Raw genomic sequence first — 21,812 nt, 5'->3', positions numbered from 1 at the left:
ACCCTTGGGGCGGCCCAGCGAGTGCCGACATGAACCTGTCGCGTCCCTTCATCACCCGCCCCGTCGCGACGACGCTGCTCGCGCTCGGCGTCGCGCTCGCGGGCCTGTTCGCGTTCATCAAGCTGCCGGTGTCGCCGCTGCCGCAGGTCGATTTCCCGACGATCTCGGTGCAGGCGTCGCTGCCGGGCGCGAGCCCGGAAACGGTCGCGACCAGCGTGACGAGCCCGCTGGAGCGGCACCTCGGCTCGATCGCGGACGTCTCCGAAATGACGTCGACGAGCACGGTCGGCAATGCACGGATCATCCTGCAGTTCGGCCTGAACCGCGACATCGACGGCGCCGCGCGCGACGTGCAGGCCGCGATCAACGCGGCGCGCGCCGATCTGCCCGCCGCGCTGAAGAGCAACCCGACCTACCGCAAGGTCAACCCGGCCGATTCGCCGATCATGGTCGTCGCGCTGACCTCGGAAACGGCGTCGCCGGCGAAGGTGTACGACGCCGCGTCGACGGTGCTGCAGCAGTCGCTGTCGCAGATCGACGGGATCGGCCAGGTCACCGTGAGCGGCTCCGCGAACCCGGCCGTGCGCGTCGAGCTCGAACCGCAGTCGCTGTTCCACTACGGGATCGGCCTCGAGGACGTGCGCGCCGCACTGGCCTCCGCGAACGCCAACGCGCCGAAGGGCGCGATCGAGTTCGGCCCGCAGCGCTTCCAGCTCTATACGAACGACCAGGCGTCCCAGGCGTCGCAATACCGCGACCTCGTCGTCGCGTACCGCAACGGCTCGGCCGTGCGGCTGTCCGACCTGTCCGACGTCGTCGATTCGGTCGAGGACCTGCGCAACCTCGGTTTGTCGAACGGCAAGCGCGCGGTGCTCGTGATCCTCTACCGGTCGCCCGGCGCGAACATCATCGAGACGCTCGACCGCGTGCGCGCGGCGCTGCCCCAGCTCACCGCGTCGCTGCCGGCCGACATCACGGTCACGCCGGTGCTCGACCGCTCGACCACCATCCGCGCGTCGCTGAAGGACACCGAGCACACGCTGCTGATCGCGATCAGCCTCGTCGTGATGGTCGTGTTCCTGTTCCTGCGCAACTGGCGCGCGACGCTGATCCCGAGCGTCGCGGTGCCGATCTCGATCGTCGGCACGTTCGGCGCGATGTACCTGCTCGGCTTCTCGATCGACAACCTGTCGCTGATGGCGCTGATCGTCGCGACCGGCTTCGTCGTCGACGACGCGATCGTCGTGCTCGAGAACATCTCGCGGCACATCGAGAACGGCAAGCCGCGGATGCAGGCGGCGTTCGACGGCGCCCGCGAAGTCGGCTTCACGGTGCTGTCGATGAGCATCTCGCTCGTCGCGGTGTTCCTGCCGATCCTGCTGATGGGCGGGATCGTCGGGCGCCTGTTCCGCGAGTTCGCGCTGACGCTGTCGCTCGCGATCGCCGTGTCGCTCGCGGTGTCGCTCACGCTCACGCCGATGATGTGCGCGCGCCTGCTGCCGGAACAACACGACCCGCAAAGCGAGGGCCGCTTCGGGCGCTTCCTCGAACGCGGCTTCGCGCGCATGCAGCGCGGCTACGAGCGTTCGCTGTCGTGGGCGCTGCGCCGGCCGCTGCTGATCCTGCTGACGCTGTTCGCGACGATCGGGCTGAACCTCTACCTGTACGTCGTCGTGCCGAAGGGCTTTTTCCCGCAGCAGGACACCGGGCTGATGATCGGCGGCATCCAGGCCGACCAGTCGACGTCGTTCCAGGCGATGAAGCTGAAGTTCTCCGAGATGATGCGGATCGTGCAGGGCAACCCGAACGTGAAGAGCGTCGCAGGCTTCACCGGCGGCACGCAGACCAACTCGGGCTTCATGTTCGTCACGCTGAAGGACCGCACCGAGCGCAAGCTGTCGGCCGACCAGGTGATCCAGCAGCTGCGCCCGCGGCTGGCGGACGTGGCGGGCGCGCGCACGTTCCTGCAGGCGGCGCAGGACATCCGCGTCGGCGGCCGGCAGAGCAACGCGCAGTACCAGTTCACGCTGCTCGGCGATTCGAGCGCCGACCTGTACAAGTGGGGGCCGATCCTGACCGAAGCGCTGCAGAAGCGCCCCGAGCTGACCGACGTGAACTCCGACCAGCAGCAAGGCGGCCTCGAGGCGATGGTGACGATCGACCGCGCGACGGCCGCGCGGTTCGGCATCAAGCCCGCGCAGATCGACAACACGCTGTACGACGCGTTCGGCCAGCGCCAGGTCTCGACGATCTACAACCCGCTGAACCAGTACCACGTCGTGATGGAGGTCGCGCCGAAGTACTGGCAGAGCCCGGAGATGCTCAACCAGGTGTGGATCAGCACGTCGGGCGGCAGCGCGAACGGCTCGCAGACCACCAACGCGGCCGCCGGCACCTTCGTCGCGACCTCGGCCGGCACGTCGAGCGCCGGCACGGCCGCGCAGAGCGCCGCGGCGATCGCGTCCGACTCCGCGCGCAACCAGGCGCTCAACGCGATCGCGGCGAGCGGCAAGTCGAGCGCGTCGTCGGGCGCGTCGGTGTCGACGTCGAAGTCGACGATGATCCCGCTGTCGGCGATCGCGACGTTCGGGCCGAGCACGACGCCGTTGTCGGTCAACCACCAGGGGCTGTTCGTCGCGACGACGATCTCGTTCAACCTGCCGCCGGGCGTGTCGCTGTCGCAGGCGACGCAGATCATCTATCAGACGATGGCGCAGATCGGCGTCCCGCCGACGATCGTCGGCAGCTTCCAGGGCACCGCGCAGGCGTTCCAGCAGTCGATGAACGATCAACCGATCCTGATCCTCGCGGCGCTGCTGGCCGTCTACATCGTGCTCGGGATCCTGTACGAGAGCTACATCCACCCGATCACGATCCTGTCGACGCTGCCGTCGGCCGGCGTCGGCGCGCTGCTCGCGCTGCTGCTGTTCAAGACCGAGTTCAGCATCATCGCGCTGATCGGCGTGATCCTGCTGATCGGCATCGTGAAGAAGAACGCGATCATGATGGTCGACTTCGCGATCGACCAGACGCGCAACAACGGGAAGTCGTCGTTCGACGCGATCCACGAGGCGTGCCTGCTGCGCTTCCGCCCGATCATGATGACGACGATGGCGGCGCTGCTCGGCGCGCTGCCGCTCGCGTTCGGCAGCGGCGACGGCGCCGAGCTGCGCGCGCCGCTCGGGATCGCGATCGCCGGCGGCCTGGTGATGTCGCAGGTGCTGACGCTCTATACGACGCCCGTCGTCTACCTGTACATGGACCGGTTCCGCGTATGGGGCGAGAAGCGCCGCAACCGCCGCGGCAATACCGGCGGGCCGGCGGTCGCCGGCGAGTGACGGAAAGCGGCTGCCCTTCGGGCAGCCGTCTTTTGCGCTTGATTGGCGGGCTTGTTTGCCGGCCGCGATCGGCTATCGTGTGTCCATGTCCACCGCCGCGCCTTCCCGGGAACCCGCCATGAACGTCCAGCTCAATCACACGATCGTCTGGTGCCGCGACAAGCATGCGTCGAGCCGCTTCGTCACCGAACTGCTGGAATTGCCGCCGCCGACGCCGTTCGGCGCAATGCTGGTCGTCGCGCTCGACAACGGCGTGTCGCTCGATTTTTACGAACAGGCGGGGGAAATCCGGTCGCAGCATTACGCGTTCCTGATCGACGAAGCCGGCTTCGACCGCGTGCTCGCGCGCATTCGCGAACGCGGGTTGCCGCACTGGGCCGATCCGGCGAAGCGGCAAGCCGGCGACATCTACCGCCACAACGGCGGACGCGGCGTGTACTTCGACGATCCGGACGGCCACTTCCTCGAAGTGATGACGCAGCCGTATGTGCTGAACGGGTAGCGCGGCAGGCCGGCGGGGCGCCGGCCCGGCATGCGCGGCGCGGGTGTCGCCCGGTTGCGGACGAGACCCGGCCGATTGTCCGACTGTCGCCCGCTGCCGTTACTCGGCGGCAGCCGTCGTCTTGCGCGGACGACGCGAGCGCGGCGCCGCCTTGCGGGCCGGTTTCTTCGGCTTGGCGGCGGCCGGGGCTTCGGCAGCCGCTTCGGGGAGTGCCGCGTCGTGCGACGGTTGCACGGCCTCGTCCCGAGCGTCGGACGCGCGAGCCGCCGGTTCGGCCGCCGCCGCCGCGTGCCGCTCGTCATGCGCCGCGTCGCGGTGCGGTTCGTCCGCATGCCGGCCGGGCACGTGCGCTTCGCCACCGTGTGTCGTATCGCGCTGCACGGCGGCGTCCGGCTTGCCGGCCGCGTGGCGACCGGCGCCCTTCGCGGCCGCGCCCTTCTTCGCGGCGGTCTTCTTGGCCGCGCTCTTGCGCGCGCGCTTGCGGCCATCCTTCGCGTCGCCGTGCGCGTCGGTCACATCGGGCGTGTCGGCCGTATCGGCCGGCGCCGCATCAGCGACCTCGGCAAACTCCGCGTCTTCCGCGTCGAACTGCACGCTTTCGTGAACGACCGCTTCCGCGCGCTGCCCGCCACGGTGCGCGTCGCGGCCGGCCGGTGCCGGCTCCGCCGCGCGCGCGCCGTGATGCGCGCCGTGGTGCGCCGCGCCACCGTCACCGCCCGCCGCGACGTGCTCGGCCGCGGCCGACTGGCGGGCCCGCGACACGAACGCGCCCGACTTGTCGTCGCGCCCCACTTCGAGCAGGCCGCGCGCCTGCGCCTCGTCGAGCAGGTTGCCGAACGCGCGGAACCCGTAGTACGACTCGTTGAAGTCCGGCTTGCGACGCTTGATCGCGCTCTTGAGCACCGACGCCCAGATCTTGCCGACGTCGTCACGCTCCGACGCGAGCGCGTCGAACGTCTCGACCGCCAGCGCGATCGCCTCGGCCTTGCGCGCATCCATGTCGTGCTTGCGCGACGGCTCGTCCGGTCGCTTCGCGCCGCCGTTGCCCGCGCGCTGCTGTTCGCGCTTCGCGAGCGCACGCTGCTGCTCGCGCACCAGATCGTCGTAGAAGATGAATTCGTCGCAGTTCGCGACCAGCAGATCCGACGTCGATTTCTTCACGCCGACGCCGATCACCTTCTTCGCGTTCTCGCGCAGCTTCGACACGAGCGGCGAAAAATCCGAGTCGCCGCTGATGATCACGAACGTATCGACGTGCGACTTCGTGTAGCAGAGATCGAGCGCGTCGACGACGAGCCGGATGTCGGCCGAATTCTTGCCCGACTGGCGCACGTGCGGAATCTCGATCAGCTCGAAGCTCGCTTCGTGCATCGACGCCTTGAAGCCCTTGTAGCGATCCCAGTCGCAATAGGCCTTCTTCACGACGATGCTGCCTTTCAGCAGCAGGCGCTCCAGCACGGGCTTGATGTCGAATTTCTCGTACTTCGCATCGCGCACGCCGAGCGCGACGTTCTCGAAGTCGCAGAACACGGCCATGCTGACGTTGTCCAGGGGTAATGCCATGTGTACTCCAACCGGTGGGCCGACGCGTGATGCACGCGTAGCGGCGAAAAATGCATCGCGCACATGATAGCCGGTCGGCGCGTCATTCCCGCATCCGTGTGAACGAATGAACGCCGGTACCCGGCACCGGTACGCCCGATGCCGGTACGCCCCTTATTACGTGCGCACCGTCGGGGCGATTCGACATTACACTTGAGTTATCGGTCGTCCGTCCCTATCTGCACGGATGACGCATCGAGCAAGGAGCGGTTTCATGACGACGAAGGTACTGCTGATTGGCGCGACCGGCCGGACGGGCCAGGCCTGCGCGGATCTGCTGCTCAAGCAGCCGGAGTTCGAGGTCACGGCGCTCGTGCGCCGGCACGGCTATGCGCTGGCGGGCGCACGGGTCGTCGAGGCCGATCTGACGAACGATTTCTCGCACGCTTTCCAGGGCATCACGCACGTGATCTACGCGGCCGGCTCGGCCGAATCGGACGGCGCGACCGAAGAGGAGCAGGTCGACCGCGATGCGGTCGCCCGCGCGGCCGACTACGCGCTCGCGTTCAACGTGCAGAAGCTCGTGGTGGTCAGCTCGCTGTCCGCCTACCGGCCCGAGCACGGGCCCGACGCGCTGCACCACTATTCACGGATGAAGCGCGAAGGCGACGATCGCGTGATCGCGTCGGGCGTCGACTACGTGATCCTGCGCCCGGGCCCGCTGACGGACGATCCGGGCGTCGGCAAGATCGCGCTGACCGACACGTGGCTCGAGCCCGCGCCGCCCGTGTCACGCCAGGATGTGGCATGGGCCGCGATCGAGGCGATCAAGCTCGGCATCTCGCGCAAGGTCGTCGGCTTCGTCGGCGGCAGCGTGCCGATCGAACAGGCGCTGCGCGCATAACGGCCCGCTGTGCGCCGCCGGGAGGCGGCGCGTTCCCGTGCCCGCGGCCCGCACGACGGGCCGTTTTCACGCGCGGGCCAGCCGTTTTACTGCTTCGGATGCGCGTCGGCCCACGCCTTCACGGCGGCGAGCGTGTTCTCGACGTGCTTGTCGGGCGACAGGCTCGTGTATTCGTAGAGAATCTTCCCTTCCGGCGAAATCACGTAGGACACGCGGTTCGCCCGGTCGAGCGCCGGCAACTTCGCGTCGTACTCGCGGATGATCTTTGCATCCGGGTCGGCCGCCACCGGGAACTTGCTGCGACACTCGCTCACCGAGAACTTCGTCAGCGTGTCGATGTTGTCGGCCGACACGCCGATCACCGTCGCGCCGTAAGCCTTGTAACGGTCGACCGCGTCCGCGAACGCATGCGCCTCGATCGTGCAGCCCTTCGTGAACGCCGCCGGATAGAAATACAGCACGACCGGCCCCTGCTTCAGCGCGTCCGCGAGCGCGTACGTGTAGGTCTTGCCGCCCAGCGACGCCTGCGTCGTGAAATTAGGCGCGGCCGCGCCCGGCTTCAGTTCCGCCTGCGCCACGAGCGCATGGCCGGCCACCAGCGCCGCCATGGCGCCCAGCAACAGTTTTCGCTTCATCTGCGTCCTCATTTCTTATAAAGTCGGCCTCGATACAGGCCACGCGGGCGTTCGCCTGCCGAACATCCGCGTGGAAGATCCGGCCGGCGGCAGCGCCGCCTGGGGCCGGTCCGTTAAAGATTTCGCACAGTCTGCCGTTATTCCTTCCGGACAACCGGTTCCAGCCCTTCACGTCAGCGAGAAACATGGAAGCCAACAGGAAACAGACGTCACGCAAGGGCTCCTGGCGCAGCGCCTTGCATACGCTGCGCCGCTTCGCTCGGTCGGGCGGCGCGCTGATGCCCGCGCGCGCGGTCGCGCCGCGACGCGACGACTCCGTGCGCAACTGGCTGGAACAGACGGTCGGCACGGTGGATTTCCTCGCCCACGTCGACCGCGAGTTGCGCTTTCTGTACGTGTCCGACGCGAGCCTGCGCTTCATCGGCTACCACCGCGACTACCTGCATACGCTGACGCTGCGCGACCTGATCGCCGAACAGGATACCGCGGCGCTCGAAGGCCTGCTCGCTCGCGCCGCGCGGTCGGGCCAGGTCGAGAAGGCGACGATGTGCATCGTCAAGTCGCTCACCTACCCGCTGGACGTCGAGGTCCGCGCGTTCAAGAGCCGCCACCACGGCGTCGACGGCTTCGCGATCGCGGCGTTCGACGTGTCGTCGTGGCGCGCGCTCGAGGCGCGTCTGACCTACGAAATGCACCACGACCCGATGACGGGGCTCGACAACCTGTCCGCGCTCGTGCCGGCGCTGATGCGCGCGCAGCAGACCGCCGACGAGGACGGCACCTGCGCGGCGCTGCTGCTGCTCGACCTCGACGACTACCAGCGGATCAACCGCGCGCTCGGCTACGACGCGGGCGACATGCTGCTGCGCGAGACCGCGCAGCGGCTGAAGGCGCTCGTCACGCCGGACGAGCAGCTCGCGCGCGTCGCGAGCGACAAGTTCGCGGTCGTGCTGGGCGCACCGGACCGCACGCAGGCGAGCCATGCCGCCGATTCGCTCGCGCGCCGGCTGCAGGCTGCGGTGCGCGAGCCCTACGTGTTCCAGGGCCAGACCGTGCACCTGTCCGCGAGCATCGGCATCGCGCTCTATCCGGACGAACGCGCCGCGCCGCATCGCGCGCAGCATCACAGCCCGCTGCTGCGCCGCGCCGACCACGCGCTCTCCCAGGCGAAGGCATCGGGCGGCAACGCGCTCGCGTTCCATGCGCCCGTCGACGATCCGGCCGACGCCGAACGGCTCAAGCTCGAAGCCGACCTGTACGACGGCGTGCGCAACGGCGAGTTTTCGCTGCATTTCCAGCCGATCACGCGCAGCCAGTCGGGCGCGGTGGTCGGCGTCGAGGCGCTGATCCGCTGGCGCCATCCGGTGCATGGCCTCGTGCCGCCGGCCACCTTTATCCCGCTCGCCGAATCGATCGGCCTGATCAACTACCTCGGCAACTGGGTGCTCAAGGCCGCGTGCATGCAGCTCGTCGCGTGGGACGGCCAGGGGCTCGCGCTGCAATACGTGGCGGTCAACGTGTCGCCGCAGCAGTTCCGCGACCCGCGCTTCACGCAGAGCGTGCGCGAGGCGATCGCGCTGACCGGCATCGACCCGCGCCGCATCGTGCTCGAAATCACCGAAAGCCTGCTGATGCACGATCCCGCGCACGCGAAAATGCTGCTCGAGGAGCTGACCGGTCTCGGCATCCGCTTCGCGATCGACGATTTCGGCACCGGCTATTCGAGCCTGGCCTATCTGCAGCGCTTCCCGCTCGCGAAACTGAAGATCGACCGCAGTTTCGTCGAAAACCTGCTGACGTCGCGCAACGACCGCGCGATCGTGTCGGCGGTGGTCGGCCTCGCGCAAACACTGGATCTCGAGCTCGTCGCCGAAGGCGTCGAGACCGAGGCGCAGCGCGAGCTGCTGACGGAGATGGGCTGCAATCACATCCAGGGCTGGCTCGTCTGCCAGGCGCTGCCGTCCGAGGAGCTCGCGCGGCGCTTCGAGGCGCAGCAGCTGCACCTGCACGCCGCCGCCTGACGCGCGCGGCGAACCGAAAGATCCGTATGTCAACCACCGAATACCTGCCCCGCACCGCGCTGCTCGACAAGCTGTGGGCCCGGATGAACGAGCGGGGCGATTTCCCGCTGCTGTCGGAATCGCTGCGCGCGACGATGGCCGCGATGAAGAACGACGACCTCGACTTCACCGCGCTCGTGCGCGTCGTGCTGTCGGACTTCGCGCTCACGCAGAAAGTGCTGCGGCTCGCGAACTCCGCGATGTACATGGCGTTCGGCGGTAACATCACCACCGTGACCCGCGCGCTGATGGTGCTCGGCATGGACGCCGTCGGCCATCTCGTGGTCGGGTTGAAGCTCGTCGACCACTTCCATCAGAGCACGCCGCGACGCATCGACGCGAAGCTTGAGCTGAACCGTGCGCTGCTGTCCGGCTGCGTCGCGCGCAAGCTCACCGAGCACGCCGAACTGCGCGGCGGCGAGGAAGCCATCGTCTGCACACTGATGCGCCAGGTCGGCAAACTCCTGGTGGTCTGCTATCTCGACAGCGAATGGGACCGCATCCGCCGCCGCGCGGCCGAGCTGAACGGCGACGAAGCGGCCGCCTGCGTCGACGTGCTCGGCGTCGGCTTCGACGAGATCGGCGTCGAAGCGGCCGCGCGCTGGAGGCTGCCCGACGTGATCTGCGGCGGGATGGCCGACGACGATCGCGCCACCCGCGCCGACGCGTTCGACAACGAAGACGGTGACGCCCGCCACGCGGGCCCGGCTGCCGACGACGGCTCGGCCGATCGCATCCGCTGGCTGCGCGCGGTGAGCCGCTGCTCGACCGACGTCGCCGGCGCGCTCGTCATGCCCGCGAGCCCGCAGCGCGACGCGCGCATCGCGGCGCTCGCGCAGCACTACGGCGCCGAGCTCGACATGGAGGCCGACGCGCTCGTCGAGATCGCCGATCGGCTCGCGCGCGAGGAAGCGAGCGACACCATGATGCGCGAGATCGTCGAGCTGCGCGCGAACGCCGATGCGATCGCGCGCGCGCAGGCCGCGCCCGAGGCCTGCCTCGAAGCCGGCCTCGCGGACTTGCGCGCGCTGCCGTCCGAGCACGTGCTGACGCCGGTGCTCGCGCTCGCGTCGGAAAGCCTGCTGGCCGGCCTCGCGTTCACGCGCACCGTGATGTTCGTGCGGCACGACGACGGCACCTTCGCCGCGCGCCTGGGCTTCGGCCCCGGCGTCGATACGGCGCTCGACCGGCTGCATTTCGACGAACGCTTCGAGCCGGACGTGTTTCATCTCGCGATCTCGAACTCGGTCGGCATCTTCATCGAGCAGGCGCAGGACCCGAAGATGACGAAGCGCCTGCCCGCGTGGTATCTCGACGCGTTCGACGACGCGCGTGCGTTCGTGCTGCTGCCCGTGCGCGTCGGCACGACGAGCGTCGCGCTGCTGTACGGCGACTGGGCCGGCGCGCAACCCGCGCGCAAGATCTCGCAGCAGGAGATGGCCGTGCTCAACGAACTCGCGCGCGAGCTGGGACGGTTCTTCGCCGCGCAGCCCGGCTGACGGCGGGCCAGCCTCCCGTCGTTTTCGCTCCCCAAAAGCAAACCGGCCGCATCAGCAGCCGGTTTTTTACCATCGTGCGATCGAGCGAGGCGCTTACTTGAGCGTGACAGGCACGCTGAAGTACTTCTTCGCGAGGTTGTCGATCGTGCCGTCGGCCTTCAGGTCCTTCAGCGCCTGATCGAGCGCGGTCTTCAGCGCCGCGTCGTTCTTGCGCAGGCCGAAGCCGACGCCCGAGCCGAGGATCTCGGCGTCGCTGACCGTACCGCCCGCGAACGCGAAGCCCTGGCCTTGCGGCTTCGTCAGGAAGCCCTTCGAGCCCGCTTCCGAATCCTGGAACGTCGCGTCGAGACGGCCCGACTTCAGGTCGGCATACGCCAGATCCTGCGTCTGATACGGCACGACATCAACGCCGGCCGGCGCCCACTTCTTCTTCGCGTACGCTTCCTGGATCGTGCCCTGCAGCACGCCGACGCGCTTGCCCTTCAGCGATTGCGGGGTCGGCAGCAGGCCGCTGCCCTGCTTCGCGATCAGCTGGTTCGGAATCGTGTAGATCGGATCGGTGAACGCGATCGCATGCTTGCGCTGGTCGGTGATCGTCATGTCCGAGTTGATCGCGTCGAACTTGCGCGCCTGCAGCGCCGGGATCAGGCCGTCGAAGTCGTTCTCGACCCACACGCACTTCGTCTTCAGCTTCGCGCACACCGCGTTGCCGATGTCGATGTCGAAGCCGGTCAGCTTGCCGTCGGGCGTCTTGTATTCGAACGGTGCGTACGAGGCCTCGACGCCGAACCGGATCTCCTTCAGATCCGCGGCAAACGCGCTGCCTGCCGCCACCGCCGATGCCGCTACCACCGCGTGCGCGGCCACTTTACGCCAATCCAACTTCATCAGGTGTTCTCCTCGATACTCGAATGTTCCGGAACGACAGACGCATGCATCATTGCAGGGTCGAATGCCACCGACAATGCCCACGCGGCGCCGTGATGCGGCGCAACAGCCGCAAGGCCGCGATTGTACCAATCCGCGCGGCCCGATACGGCAAAGCGGCCGCCGGTGCGCGATGCTGCGCTGCGCGCACGGCGGCCGCCGCGCGACCCGTCGAACTTGCAAGACGGTGTCGCAAATATGCAAGCGCGCCGTCCGCGCAGCGGGCGGGCGTCATCGCAAAAAATGAATCGACTGCCGGACGATGCGCGGTCCGCACGATTGCACGTCGATCAGACGAGCGCCGCCAGCGTGTCGCGCGTCGTATCGACGACGAGCAGGCCCGCGCGCAAACCCGGCTTCACGGTCGGGTTCGGAAATACGATGCGTTCCTCGTCGTGCTTCACCGTATAGCGGTAGTCGCCGTCCTGCGCGAGCACCGTGCCGCGCGCGAACGCGGTGAAGTTCGCGACGTCGGCCGCGACGAACAGCTCCAGCGCATCGCTCTGCTTGGTGATCTGATCGATCACCGTGAACACCCGCGGCAATGAGGCGTCGACGTCACGCCGCTCACCCGACACGAGCTTGCGCACCGCGCGGTCGGCCGGCGCGAAGCGCGTCAGGTCGTTCTGGCCGAACGGCCGCACCTTGCCGAGTTCCAGCGTGCACGCGAGCGCGCCGCACTGCTCAGCCGTGAAATGCGAATACGTGTTGCCCTTCGCGGTATGCAGCAGCACGGCCGCGATGCGTGCATCGCCGAGCCATTCGACCATCGCGCGCGTCGGCGGCGTGCCCGTATGCGGCAGCAGCGCGAATTGCTCGAAGACCGATGCGCGAATCGCCGTGTGCATGTCGATGTGCCAGCGCGCGCTGCCTGCCGGCGCGGCCGCGAAGAATGCGGCGGCCGCCGCCTCGAGCTGCGCGGCGCGCGGCGCTTCGCGGCTCGCGCTCACCTGCGCGTGACGGCCGCTGAACAGGCGGTTCAGGTCGTCGTCGAGATAGCGTTCGCCCGCACGCATCGCCGGCACGTTGCCGAGCACGACCAGCAGCCGGCACGCGAGCGGCAGCGCGCCCGCCGCGAGATCGCGCACCAGCATCGACAGCAGCTCGATCGGCGCCGTCTCGTCGCCGTGCACGCCGGCCGACACGAGCACGCTCGCGCGCGCCGCGGCGTCGGCGGCTGCCGGTTCGAACGCGAGCAGCCCGTCGCCGAGCCAGCGCCAGCGCACCGCGCCGCCCGCGCACGCGCCGTCCCGTTCGGCCGGCGCGCCACCGGCCAACGTGAACGCGAGGAAGTCGTCGAGCAGCGCGGCGGCCGGCATCCGTGCCTCAGCGCTGGAAGTCATACAGCGAACCGACGCGCAGGATCTGCGTGAGCTCATCGAGCGCCGTGCGCGATTCGTCGAGCAGCGCCGGATCGGCGAGGTCTTCCGGGGCGAGGCGATCGCGATAGTGCGTGTCGATCCACGCGTCGAGCGACGCGAACAGCGTGTCGTTGATCCACACGTTCGACGTGACGGCCGCGCGCTCGGCTTCGGTCAGCACGACGCGCAGACGCAGGCACGCGGGGCCGCCGCCGTTCTTCATGCTTTCGCGCAGGTCGAACACGAGCACGTCGTGAATCGGGCCGTTGCCGGCAGCCAGTTGATCGAGATAGGCGGCGACCCTCGCGTTCTCGCGGCATTCCTGCGGCACGACGAGCACCTGCGAGCCGTCCGCGCGCGACAGCAGCTGGCTGTTGAACAGATACGACGTGACCGCATCGTTCACGCTCACCGCTGCGTCGGGCACCTCGATCACGTTCAGGCGCGCCCCGCGTGCGTCGAGCGCGGCGGTCAGCGTGTCGTAGATCGCCTGCTTGTTGACGAACGCGCGTTCGTGCGTGAACAGCGTGTCGCGGTTGCCGACCGAGATCACGTCGTTGTGGAACACGCCCGCGTCGATCACGTCCGGATCCTGTTGCGCGTAGACCGTCGCTTCCTCGGCGAGCCCGTGGCGATGCGCGACTGCGCGGCTCGCCTCGAAGGTCTGCCGTGCCGGGAAGCGCTTCGGCTCGGGGCCGCGGCGGTATTCGGCGCGGCCGTACACGAAGAATTCGACGCCCGGCTTGCCGTATTCCGCGCAGAAGCGCGTGTGGTTCGCCGCGCCTTCGTCGCCGAGCGCCGGCGTGCCCGTCAATGCTTCGTGCACCGCGAAGTGCGTGGGGTCCGCGAACAGCGTCGACAGCGTGCGGCGCGTCGCTTCGTGCTCGATCGCGCGATGCAGCTTGCTGCACAGGTTCGCCGGCGTGAAATGCACGCGGCCGTCGCTCGTATCGGCCGACGGGCTGACGGTGGCCGCGTTCGCGGTCCACATCGCCGACGCCGAGCTCGCCGCGGCGAGCAGTTCGGGCGCCTGCTTCGCCGCCTTCGCGATCACGTCCGCGTCTTTGCCGGAGAAGCCGAGCTCGCGCAACAGGCGCAGCGACGGCCGCTCCTGCGGCGGCAGCACGCCTTGCGCGAAACCGAGGTCCGCGAGCTGCTTCATCTTGCGCAGCCCCTGCTTCGCGGCGGCCTTCGGGTTCGCGGCCGACTTCTCGTTGTTCAGCGACGCCACGTTGCCGAACGACAGCCCGGCGTAGTTGTGGGTCGGGCCGACGAGCCCGTCGAAATTGGCTTCTTGTGCGTTCATCGTCGCTCCCTCGATCAGAAATGCAGGCCCGGCGACAGGCTCGCGGGCAAAGTCAGTTGCGTGCTTTCCACCGACGCCATCGGGTACGCGCAATAGTCGGCCGCGTAGTACGCGCTCGGCCGATGGTTGCCCGAGCGGCCGGTGCCGCCGAACGGCGCGGCCGACGATGCGCCGTTGGTCGGGCGGTTCCAGTTGACGATCCCGGCGCGGATCGTGCGGCGGAAGTGATCCCATGCGTTGGCGTCATCGGCCAGCAAGCCCGCGGACAGGCCGAACGCCGTGTCGTTCGCGCGCTCGATCGCTTCGTCGAACGTCGCGTAGCGGACGATCTGCGCGAGCGGGCCGAAATGTTCTTCGTCGGGCAGGTTCGCGACACCCGTCACGTCGATGATCGACGCGTTCACGAAACCCAGGCGCGGATCGCGCTGCGTCATCGCGATGATCGGCTTCGCGCCCTGCTCGACCAGGCGCGCCTGCGCATCGACCAGCTTCGCGGCCGCGCGCGCCGAGATCACCGCGCCCATGAACGGCTGCGGATCGGCGTCGAACACGTCGGCCGTGATCTTCGACGTGACGTCGGCAAAGCGTGCGAGGAAGCGATCGCCGAACGCGCCCTGCGGCACGAAGATGCGGCGTGCGCACGTGCAGCGCTGGCCGGCCGACAGGAACGCCGACTGGATCGTGTGATGCACGGCGGCGTCGATGTCCTCGACCTCGCCGATCACGAGCGGGTTGTTGCCGCCCATCTCGAGCGCGAGCACGATTTCCGGACGGCCGCCGAACTGCTTGTGCAGCAGCGTGCCGGTATCCGAGCTGCCGGTGAAGAACAGCCCGTCGATCTGGCGGTGATTCGCGAGCGCGATGCCGGTGTCCTTCTCGCCCTGCACGAGATTCAGCACGCCGGCCGGCAGCCCGGCTTCGCGCCACACGTCGACCGTCGCGCGCGCGACGCCCGGGGCAAGCTCCGACGGCTTGAACACCACGGTGTTGCCGGCGATCAGCGCCGGCACGATATGACCGTTCGGCAAGTGGCCGGGGAAGTTGTACGGGCCGAACACCGCGACGACGCCGTGCGGGCGGTGACGCAGCACCGCGACGCCGTCGGCCATGTCCTGGCGCTTCTCGCCGGTGCGTTCCTGATAGGCCTGGATCGAGATGCCGACCTTCGCGGCCATCGCCGCGACTTCGGTGCGCGCTTCCCACAGCGGCTTGCCGGTCTCGCGGCCGATCGCGGTCGCGATCGCTTCCTTGCGTTCGGTGAGCAACGCGGCAAAGCGCTTGACGATTTCGCAGCGCGCTTCGAAGTCAAGCGCCGACCAGCCGGCGAATGCGCGGCGTGCGCTCGCGACCGCACGGTCGACGTCCGCCGCCGATGCGCTGCCGCCCTGCCATGCGATTTCATCGGTACCCGGGTTGCGCGACGCGAAGACGGGGCCCGAGCCTGCGACCCAGGCGCCGTCGATGAAGAGTTCCGTCATGATTCGTTTATCCCTGTTTGACTTTGAGCGGCAGCACGCGGACCGGATCGCCGGCCTTCACGTCGAGCGCGGCGGCATCGTCGGCCGACAACACGAACGCGCCGTTCTCAACCACGCCCGGCGCGACGCCGACGCGGAAATCGCCGAGCGACGTGTTCGACACGAGCGACCGGGGCGCGTTATCGCTTGCATCCGGCACACCGATCGCAACCGGCACGACGACGCTCTCGCGCACCGTGCGCAGGTCGTTCACATGGCATTCGAGCACCGGGCCCGCGTCGAAGATGTCGACGTGATTCTGGTAGCGCAGCCCTTCCGCTTCGAGCATCTTGCGGGCCGGCAGCGTGTCGCGATGCGTGAGGCCGACCGCGTCCTGCGCGTCCTGCGGCAGCAGGTCGACGTACACCGGGTAGCGCGGCATCAGTTCCGCGAGGAACGACTTGCGGCCGTGCGAGCTCAGGTAATCGGCCGCGTTGAAATCGATCTGGTAGAAGTGCGAACCGACCGCGCGCCAGAATGGCGACGTGCCGTCCTCGTCGAAGTGGCCGCGCAGTTCCGCGCAGATGCGTTCCGGAAAGCGGTCGCGGAACTGCGCGATGAACATGAAGCGCGAGCGCGACAGCAGGCCGCCGACGCCGCCCGTGCGATAGCGCGGGCTCAGGAACAGCGAGCACACTTCCGCGTAGCCCGTCAGGTCGTGCGAGATGTTCAGCGCGGACATCCGCGTCCACACGCCGAGCTCCTGGCTCGCATGCACGACCGTGCTCACGCGATAGTTGTAGAACGGTTGTTCGAGGCCGACCTGCGTCTCGATTCCGCACACGCCTGCGATGTCGCGCGTCTTCGAATCTTCCATCACGAAGAAGTAGCCGGCCTCGCCGGGCGCCGCGTGGCCTTCGAGCGTGCGGCGCGAGCGTTCGATGCGCGCGGCCAGCGCGTCGCGGTCGGGCTTGAACGTGGTCAGGCCCGGCCCGGTTTCCTGCGCGAGCGACACGAGCGCGTCGACGTCGCCCGTTTGTACGACCCGAACGACGATCATGCTGCGTCTCCCTTCAAATCTTCATCGTCGCGGCGATGCAGCGGCACGCAGCGCACGACATCGCCTTCCTTCACATCGAGCGCCGCGCGCACGTCGCCGGCGAGCGGCGCCTCGGTGCTCCGCGCATCGGCCGTGTCGCCCGGCAAGTCGACCAGCACGCAGCGGAACGATTCGCCGCTGCCCGTCGACACCATGTACGCGACGTCGCCCTGCTGATGCGCGGCCTCGCGCACGACGCGCTCCGACGCCTGCTTCACGCACGCGGTGCGGTCGACCTGCGCGGTCAGCACCGGGCCCGCGTCGAAGATGTCGACGAAGCGGTCGGGCTCGAAGCCTTCCTCGAGATGGATGTCGTACGCGAGCAGTGCCGTTTCGTTCGGCTCGCCGAGCACGCGTTGCGCGGCTTCCGGCAACAGCGGCACGTACAGCGGATAGGCCGGCATCACTTCCGCGATGAACGTGCGGCTGCGACCGCCCGATGCGATGTCGACGTCGGTGAAGTCGCGGCCGAAGAACTTGCGGCCCACCGCTTCCCAGAACGGCGACGCGCCGTTGCCGTCGCTCACGCCGAGCAGCAGCGTGAACACTTCCGGCGTGAAGCGGCGGCGGTTCGCGGCGATATACATCATCCGGGCACGCGAGATCAGGTGCGCGGCCGCGTCGCCGCGCAGCGACGGATCGACGTAGAAGCCCGCGAGCCGGCTCTTGCCGGTCAGCTCGTGCGACATCGTGAGCGCGTGGATCTTGCGGTTCACGTGCAGCTCGCGCGACGCGTGGATCAGCGCGTCGTTGCGGAACGCGTAGAACGGTTCCGAGTAGCCGGCCGCGGCCACGATGCTCGCCGTGCCGAGCAGCTTGCCGGTTGTCGAATCCTCGAGCACGAAGAGGTAGAACTCCTCGCCGGCGAAGTCGACGTCCGCGCGAAACGAATCCTCGGAGAGCGCCACGCGCGCTTCGAGCGCCGCGCGGTCGTGCGGCAGCGAGTGCAGGACCGGCTGCGCGGTGCGCGCCATGTGCGCGAGCGCATCGAGATCCGTGAGTTTGCCGGGGCGAACAAATAGCATCGTCGTTCCTGTCTGCGATGGGGGCGCCGATCAGCGCGCGGTGGCTTCCTGTGCGGCAAGCACTTGTTCGACCGCCTTCTCGAAGCGCTTCACGCCTTCGTCGAGCAGGTCGAACGGGATCACCAGCGACGGAACGAAGCGCAGCACGTTCGGGCCGGCGATCAGCATGATCAGGCCGTTCTCGGCGGCGGCGGTGACGAAATCCTTCGCGCGACCGTCGAATGCGGCGGTGAGTTCCGCGCCGACCAGCAGGCCCTTGCCGCGGATGTCCTTGAAGATGCCGAAGCGCGCGTTGATGCGTTCGAGTGCGCCCTTCAGGCGCACGCTGCGTTCGCGCACGCCTTCGAGCAGCGCCGGGTCGCCGATCAGTTCGACGACCTTGTCCGCGATCGCCGATGCGAGCGGGTTGCCGCCGTACGTCGTGCCGTGCACGCCGACCTTGAAGTGCGCGGCCAGTTCGTTCGTCGTCAGCATCGCGCCGATCGGGAAGCCGTTGCCGAGCGCCTTGGCGGTCGTCAGGATGTCCGGCGTGACGCCCGTGTCCATGTAGGCGTAGAACTGGCCGGTGCGGCCCACGCCCGTTTGCACTTCGTCGAAGATCAGCAGTGCGCCGTTGGCGTCGCACGCTTCGCGCAGTGCCTTCAGGAACGCCGGATCGGCGGGGATCACGCCGCCTTCGCCTTGCACCGGCTCGACGATCACGGCGCAGGTTTTCGGGCCGATTGCGGCCTTCGCGGCTTCGATGTCGTTGAACGGCAGGTGCTTGATGCCTTCCGGCACCGGGCCGAAGCCTTCCGAGTACTTCGGCTGGCCGCCGACGCTGACCGTGAAGAACGTGCGGCCGTGGAACGACTGCACGAACGACACGATTTCGTATTTGTCTGCGCCGTGGCGGTCGAACGCGACGCGGCGCGCGAGCTTCAGTGCGGCTTCGTTCGCTTCCGCGCCCGAGTTCGCGAAGAATGCGCGGTCGGCGAAGGTCAGCGATTCGAGGCGCTTCGCGAGGCGCAGCACCGGCTCGTTCGTGTAGCCGTTGCCGATGTGCCAGAGCTTGCGGCCTTGTTCGTCCAGCACCTTCAGCAGTTCCGGGTGGCCGTGGCCCAGCGACGTGACCGCGATGCCGCACGCGAAATCCACGTACTCGCGGCCGGCCGTGTCCCACACGCGGGAGCCCTCTGCACGGTCCGGCACGAACGGCGCGGGAGAGAATACCGGCACCATCACTTCGTCGAATGTCTGGCGGGTCACGGTCGAGGTCGTCATGGTCGTTCCTTTCGGTTTCGTAAGAGGGTTCAACAGGATCAAGTTTAGGGAAGGGTGACGCAAGCGTCTTGCGGAATTGCGACGGGTTCTATCGGAAGGTTTTGGTTTTGCCCTTTCGGGCTGGCCGGGGCGGCTACGCCGTGTCGGTATTTTGGGGCTTTTTCTCGCTCGTCTGGGGTCGGCTTCCCGGGTCGTGACGCACCTGCGATCGTGTCGGTCTATTAGCGTCGCCCCTCCGCGGGGCAGCGGTCACTTTTCTTTGTCTTGCCAAAGAAAAGTAACCAAAAGAAAGGCGCTCAGATATCGCATAACCTCCCGGTGCCATCGCCAACAAAGTGGTCCGCACAAAAGTGTCCGCGCCAGTCACGAAACCGGAGTGGTTCGAGCAATGGTTCTGACACCACTGCCTGCCCCACGGAGCGGTATACCGCTCGCTAGCTCCGTCCTCGCTTCGCTCGGCCGATAGGTCCATCCCGGCCAATGCCGCCATCTTCCGCCCGTTGCAAGGCACTCGCTCTACTTTCGATAAACGGGAATTCGCTGCTCTGCCCGTGAAAAAAATGGGGGACACAAATACATCGTCTCGCGCAGACATCGATCGTCAAACGATCCGGTCATACAAATGCGGAGAGCAGAAAAAGTGCCTGGCAGTCGACAGTTCATGCAGGAAGCAAGAGCGCCCTCCCCACCCTGAAGTACCTTCCAGCCGAGCGTAGCGAGGATGGAGCTAGCGGACGGTATACCACTCCGTGGGGTAGCGAGAGATGTCAGAACCATTGCTCGAACCACTCCAGTTTCCTGACTGGCGCGGACACTTTTGTGCGGACCACTTGGGGTGCCATGGCACCGGTAAGTCATGCGTTATCCGAGCGCCTTTCTTTTGGTTACTTTTCTTTGGCAAGACAAAGAAAAGTGACCGCTGCCCCGCGGAGGGGCGACGCTAATAGACCGACACGATCGCAGGTGCTTCACGCCAACCGCGGGCGGACCGCCAACCAAACCAAGTCAAACCCGGATCTCAATCCTTCCCGCGCTCGACGAGCGCCCCACCCCGAGGTTCGCTGCCGCCGCCGGTCTGCTTCTCGAGCCACGCTCTTCGATCCTCCCGAGGCGTAACACCAAACCTTTCGCGATAAGCGTTAGAGAAGTGCGCAGCAGAAGAAAACCCACAAGCGAGAGAAACCTGAACGACAGACTTGCTGGTCCGCTGCAACTGCGTCCTTGCCTTGAGCAACCGAAGATTGAGGTAATACTTCGAGGGCATTGCCCCGAGATACTGTCGAAAGAGCCGCTCCAGTTGCCGGCGTGAAACGCCCACGAGCCCGGCGATCTCATCGGTCGTCAAAGGATCCTCGATATTGGCTTCCATCAAAAGCAAAGCATCATTCAACCGAGGATGTCGCTCACCGGGCGCGGTAACAAAAGGAATCCGTTGGCGCTCCTCACCACTCCGCAGCGTCCCGGCCCCGAGCGCATCAGCAATCCGCTCCGCGAGATCCACCCCATGTTCCCGGCCAATCATGGCCAACATGAAATCGACGGTCGCCTGCCCACCGGCACAGGTGGCCCGATCGCGATCGATCTCGAAGATCTGCTGCGTGACGATCGACCGCTCGAACTGCTCGGCGAACTGCTGATACGTCTCCCAGTTCACGCTCACGCGATACCCGGAAAGCTGCCCGGCCATCGCCAGCCACCACACGCCGTGATGAATGCCGGTCACAACGGGCGTACGCTGCCCGACCCGCGCGAGACTCGCGAGAAACAACCGGTAATCGGCAAACTGCTGAAACCGCTCGGACACGACGATTACCCAGTCGCACGCGATCGCATCGTTGAACGCCGCATCGGCATGCCACTGCGCGCCGCCCGCGAGCGGCACCGGCCGACCGTCCCACGAACACACCTGCCAGCGATACAGCAGGCGTCCGTCGATCTCGTTCGCGAGATTCAGCGCATCGACGATCGGACCCACGCCCGACATCGACACGGGCGGCAATGCAACGATCGCCACCTGCGTCGTGCGGGTGGCGCCTGCGGGACGAGACACCGGTACCACGTTGAAACCTGCCCTGTCGCGTTACTTGAGGCTGCCCGACAGGAACTGCTTGAGCCGCTCGCTCTGCGGGCGCACCAGCACCTCCTTCGGATCGCCCTCTTCCTCGGTCCGCCCCTGATGCAGGAACATCACATGATTCGACACGTTGCGCGCGAAACCCATCTCGTGCGTGACGACGATCATCGTGCGGCCTTCCTCGGCCAGCTTCTGCATCACCTTCAGCACTTCGCCCACCAGTTCCGGATCGAGCGCGGAGGTCGGCTCGTCGAACAGCATCACGTCCGGATGCATCGCCAGCGCCCGCGCGATCGCCACGCGCTGCTGCTGGCCGCCCGACAGATGCGACGGATACTGCTTCTCGACGCGCGGCGGCAGACCGACCTTCTCCAGGTACTCGCGCGCACGCTCCTCGGCTTCCTTCTTCGAAATGCCGAGCACGTGCACGGGCGCTTCCATCACGTTCTCGAGCACGTTCATGTGCGCCCACAGGTTGAAGTGCTGGAACACCATCGCGAGCTTCGTGCGGATGCGCTGCAACTGCTTGTGATCGGCGACTTCGAGCGCGCCGGCGCGGTCGGTCTTCGTGCGCACGGCCTCGCCGTCGACGACGATCTGCCCCGCATTCGGCCGCTCGAGAAAATTGATGCAGCGCAGGAACGTGCTCTTGCCCGAGCCGCTCGCGCCGATGATGCTGATGACGTCGCCGGCCTTCGCGTTCAGCGACACGCCCTTGAGCACCTCGTTGTCGCCATAGCGCTTGTGGATGTCGACCGCGGCAAGCTTGACGGAAGCGGACGCGCTCGTTTGAGTGATCTCGGCCAACTGGCTCTCCTCG

16 protein-coding genes are annotated in these 21,812 nt (G+C 67.5%); 5 read left to right on the top strand and 11 right to left on the bottom strand.

Translation table 11 applies throughout. The features are described 5' to 3' along the window. Nucleotides 1-29: 29 nt before the first annotated feature. Nucleotides 30-3,338: an efflux RND transporter permease subunit gene (locus tag KR541_RS05600; protein ID WP_050011372.1), complete on the top strand. Its 3,309-nt coding sequence runs from the start codon at nucleotides 30-32 to the stop codon at nucleotides 3,336-3,338. Between the two features lie 118 nt (nucleotides 3,339-3,456). After that, nucleotides 3,457-3,840 carry a VOC family protein gene (locus KR541_RS05595; RefSeq protein WP_050011373.1) on the top strand — a complete coding sequence of 128 codons (384 nt, stop codon included), beginning with the start codon at nucleotides 3,457-3,459 and terminating at the stop codon, nucleotides 3,838-3,840. A gap of 99 nt (nucleotides 3,841-3,939) precedes the next feature. Here KR541_RS05595 and KR541_RS05590 read toward each other — a convergent pair whose 3' ends face one another. Next, nucleotides 3,940-5,403: an NYN domain-containing protein gene (locus KR541_RS05590; RefSeq protein WP_216089400.1), complete on the bottom strand. Its 1,464-nt coding sequence runs from the start codon at nucleotides 5,401-5,403 to the stop codon at nucleotides 3,940-3,942. A gap of 253 nt (nucleotides 5,404-5,656) precedes the next feature. Here KR541_RS05590 and KR541_RS05585 point away from each other — a divergent pair, with 253 nt between their 5' ends. Continuing rightward, nucleotides 5,657-6,286, top strand: coding sequence for an SDR family oxidoreductase (locus KR541_RS05585; RefSeq protein WP_050011408.1), 630 nt, complete (start codon nucleotides 5,657-5,659; stop codon nucleotides 6,284-6,286). A gap of 86 nt (nucleotides 6,287-6,372) precedes the next feature. Here KR541_RS05585 and KR541_RS05580 read toward each other — a convergent pair whose 3' ends face one another. Next, the gene (locus tag KR541_RS05580; RefSeq protein ID WP_050011409.1) at nucleotides 6,373-6,921 is read right to left on the bottom strand and encodes a peroxiredoxin; all 549 of its coding nucleotides are present in this window, start codon (nucleotides 6,919-6,921) and stop codon (nucleotides 6,373-6,375) included. A 278-nt stretch (nucleotides 6,922-7,199) separates the two neighbouring features. Between KR541_RS05580 and cdpA the strand changes: the two genes are divergently transcribed. Together cdpA and KR541_RS05570 are read left to right on the top strand one after the other, a co-directional pair. Continuing rightward, the gene (gene cdpA, locus KR541_RS05575; RefSeq protein WP_200891613.1) at nucleotides 7,200-8,942 is read left to right on the top strand and encodes a cyclic di-GMP phosphodiesterase CdpA; all 1,743 of its coding nucleotides are present in this window, start codon (nucleotides 7,200-7,202) and stop codon (nucleotides 8,940-8,942) included. Nucleotides 8,943-8,968: 26 nt separating this feature from the next. After that, on the top strand, nucleotides 8,969-10,480 hold the full coding sequence (locus KR541_RS05570) for an HDOD domain-containing protein (RefSeq protein ID WP_209937521.1): 1,512 nt from the start codon (nucleotides 8,969-8,971) through the stop codon (nucleotides 10,478-10,480). Between the two features lie 93 nt (nucleotides 10,481-10,573). Here the strand turns inward: KR541_RS05570 and KR541_RS05565 are convergent, their stop codons facing one another. From KR541_RS05565 to KR541_RS05525, 9 genes are all read right to left on the bottom strand, one after another. After that, nucleotides 10,574-11,368, bottom strand: a complete 795-nt coding sequence (locus KR541_RS05565; RefSeq protein WP_050011412.1) for an ABC transporter substrate-binding protein — start codon at nucleotides 11,366-11,368, stop codon at nucleotides 10,574-10,576. Nucleotides 11,369-11,697: 329 nt separating this feature from the next. Continuing rightward, a complete protein-coding gene (gene astE, locus KR541_RS05560; protein WP_176016678.1) occupies nucleotides 11,698-12,726 on the bottom strand; it encodes a succinylglutamate desuccinylase in 1,029 nt (342 codons plus the stop codon). 7 nt (nucleotides 12,727-12,733) lie between these two features. Beyond that, nucleotides 12,734-14,074, bottom strand: a complete 1,341-nt coding sequence (astB, locus tag KR541_RS05555) for an N-succinylarginine dihydrolase (protein WP_050011414.1) — start codon at nucleotides 14,072-14,074, stop codon at nucleotides 12,734-12,736. A 14-nt stretch (nucleotides 14,075-14,088) separates the two neighbouring features. Next, on the bottom strand, nucleotides 14,089-15,552 hold the full coding sequence (gene astD / locus KR541_RS05550) for a succinylglutamate-semialdehyde dehydrogenase (RefSeq protein WP_050011415.1): 1,464 nt from the start codon (nucleotides 15,550-15,552) through the stop codon (nucleotides 14,089-14,091). Between the two features lie 7 nt (nucleotides 15,553-15,559). Then, complete coding sequence (gene astA, locus KR541_RS05545) at nucleotides 15,560-16,591, bottom strand: arginine N-succinyltransferase (RefSeq protein WP_209939436.1); 1,032 nt, start codon at nucleotides 16,589-16,591, stop codon at nucleotides 15,560-15,562. Continuing rightward, nucleotides 16,588-17,655 carry an arginine/ornithine succinyltransferase subunit alpha gene (aruF, locus tag KR541_RS05540; protein ID WP_050011417.1) on the bottom strand — a complete coding sequence of 356 codons (1,068 nt, stop codon included), beginning with the start codon at nucleotides 17,653-17,655 and terminating at the stop codon, nucleotides 16,588-16,590. Before aruF ends, astA begins: the two co-directional genes overlap by 4 nt. A gap of 30 nt (nucleotides 17,656-17,685) precedes the next feature. Continuing rightward, on the bottom strand, nucleotides 17,686-18,918 hold the full coding sequence (locus KR541_RS05535) for an aspartate aminotransferase family protein (RefSeq protein ID WP_050011418.1): 1,233 nt from the start codon (nucleotides 18,916-18,918) through the stop codon (nucleotides 17,686-17,688). 1,018 nt (nucleotides 18,919-19,936) lie between these two features. After that, nucleotides 19,937-20,977: a GlxA family transcriptional regulator gene (locus KR541_RS05530; RefSeq protein WP_089488286.1), complete on the bottom strand. Its 1,041-nt coding sequence runs from the start codon at nucleotides 20,975-20,977 to the stop codon at nucleotides 19,937-19,939. Between the two features lie 21 nt (nucleotides 20,978-20,998). Next, the gene (locus tag KR541_RS05525) at nucleotides 20,999-21,799 is read right to left on the bottom strand and encodes an ABC transporter ATP-binding protein (protein ID WP_006488736.1); all 801 of its coding nucleotides are present in this window, start codon (nucleotides 21,797-21,799) and stop codon (nucleotides 20,999-21,001) included. Nucleotides 21,800-21,812 lie beyond the last annotated feature (13 nt).

This window comes from Burkholderia sola (assembly GCF_905400185.1).
GTDB lineage: Bacteria > Pseudomonadota > Gammaproteobacteria > Burkholderiales > Burkholderiaceae > Burkholderia > Burkholderia sola.
The sequence above is the reverse complement of the archived record's forward strand: the minus strand, read 5'-3'. Positions and strand labels throughout refer to the sequence as shown.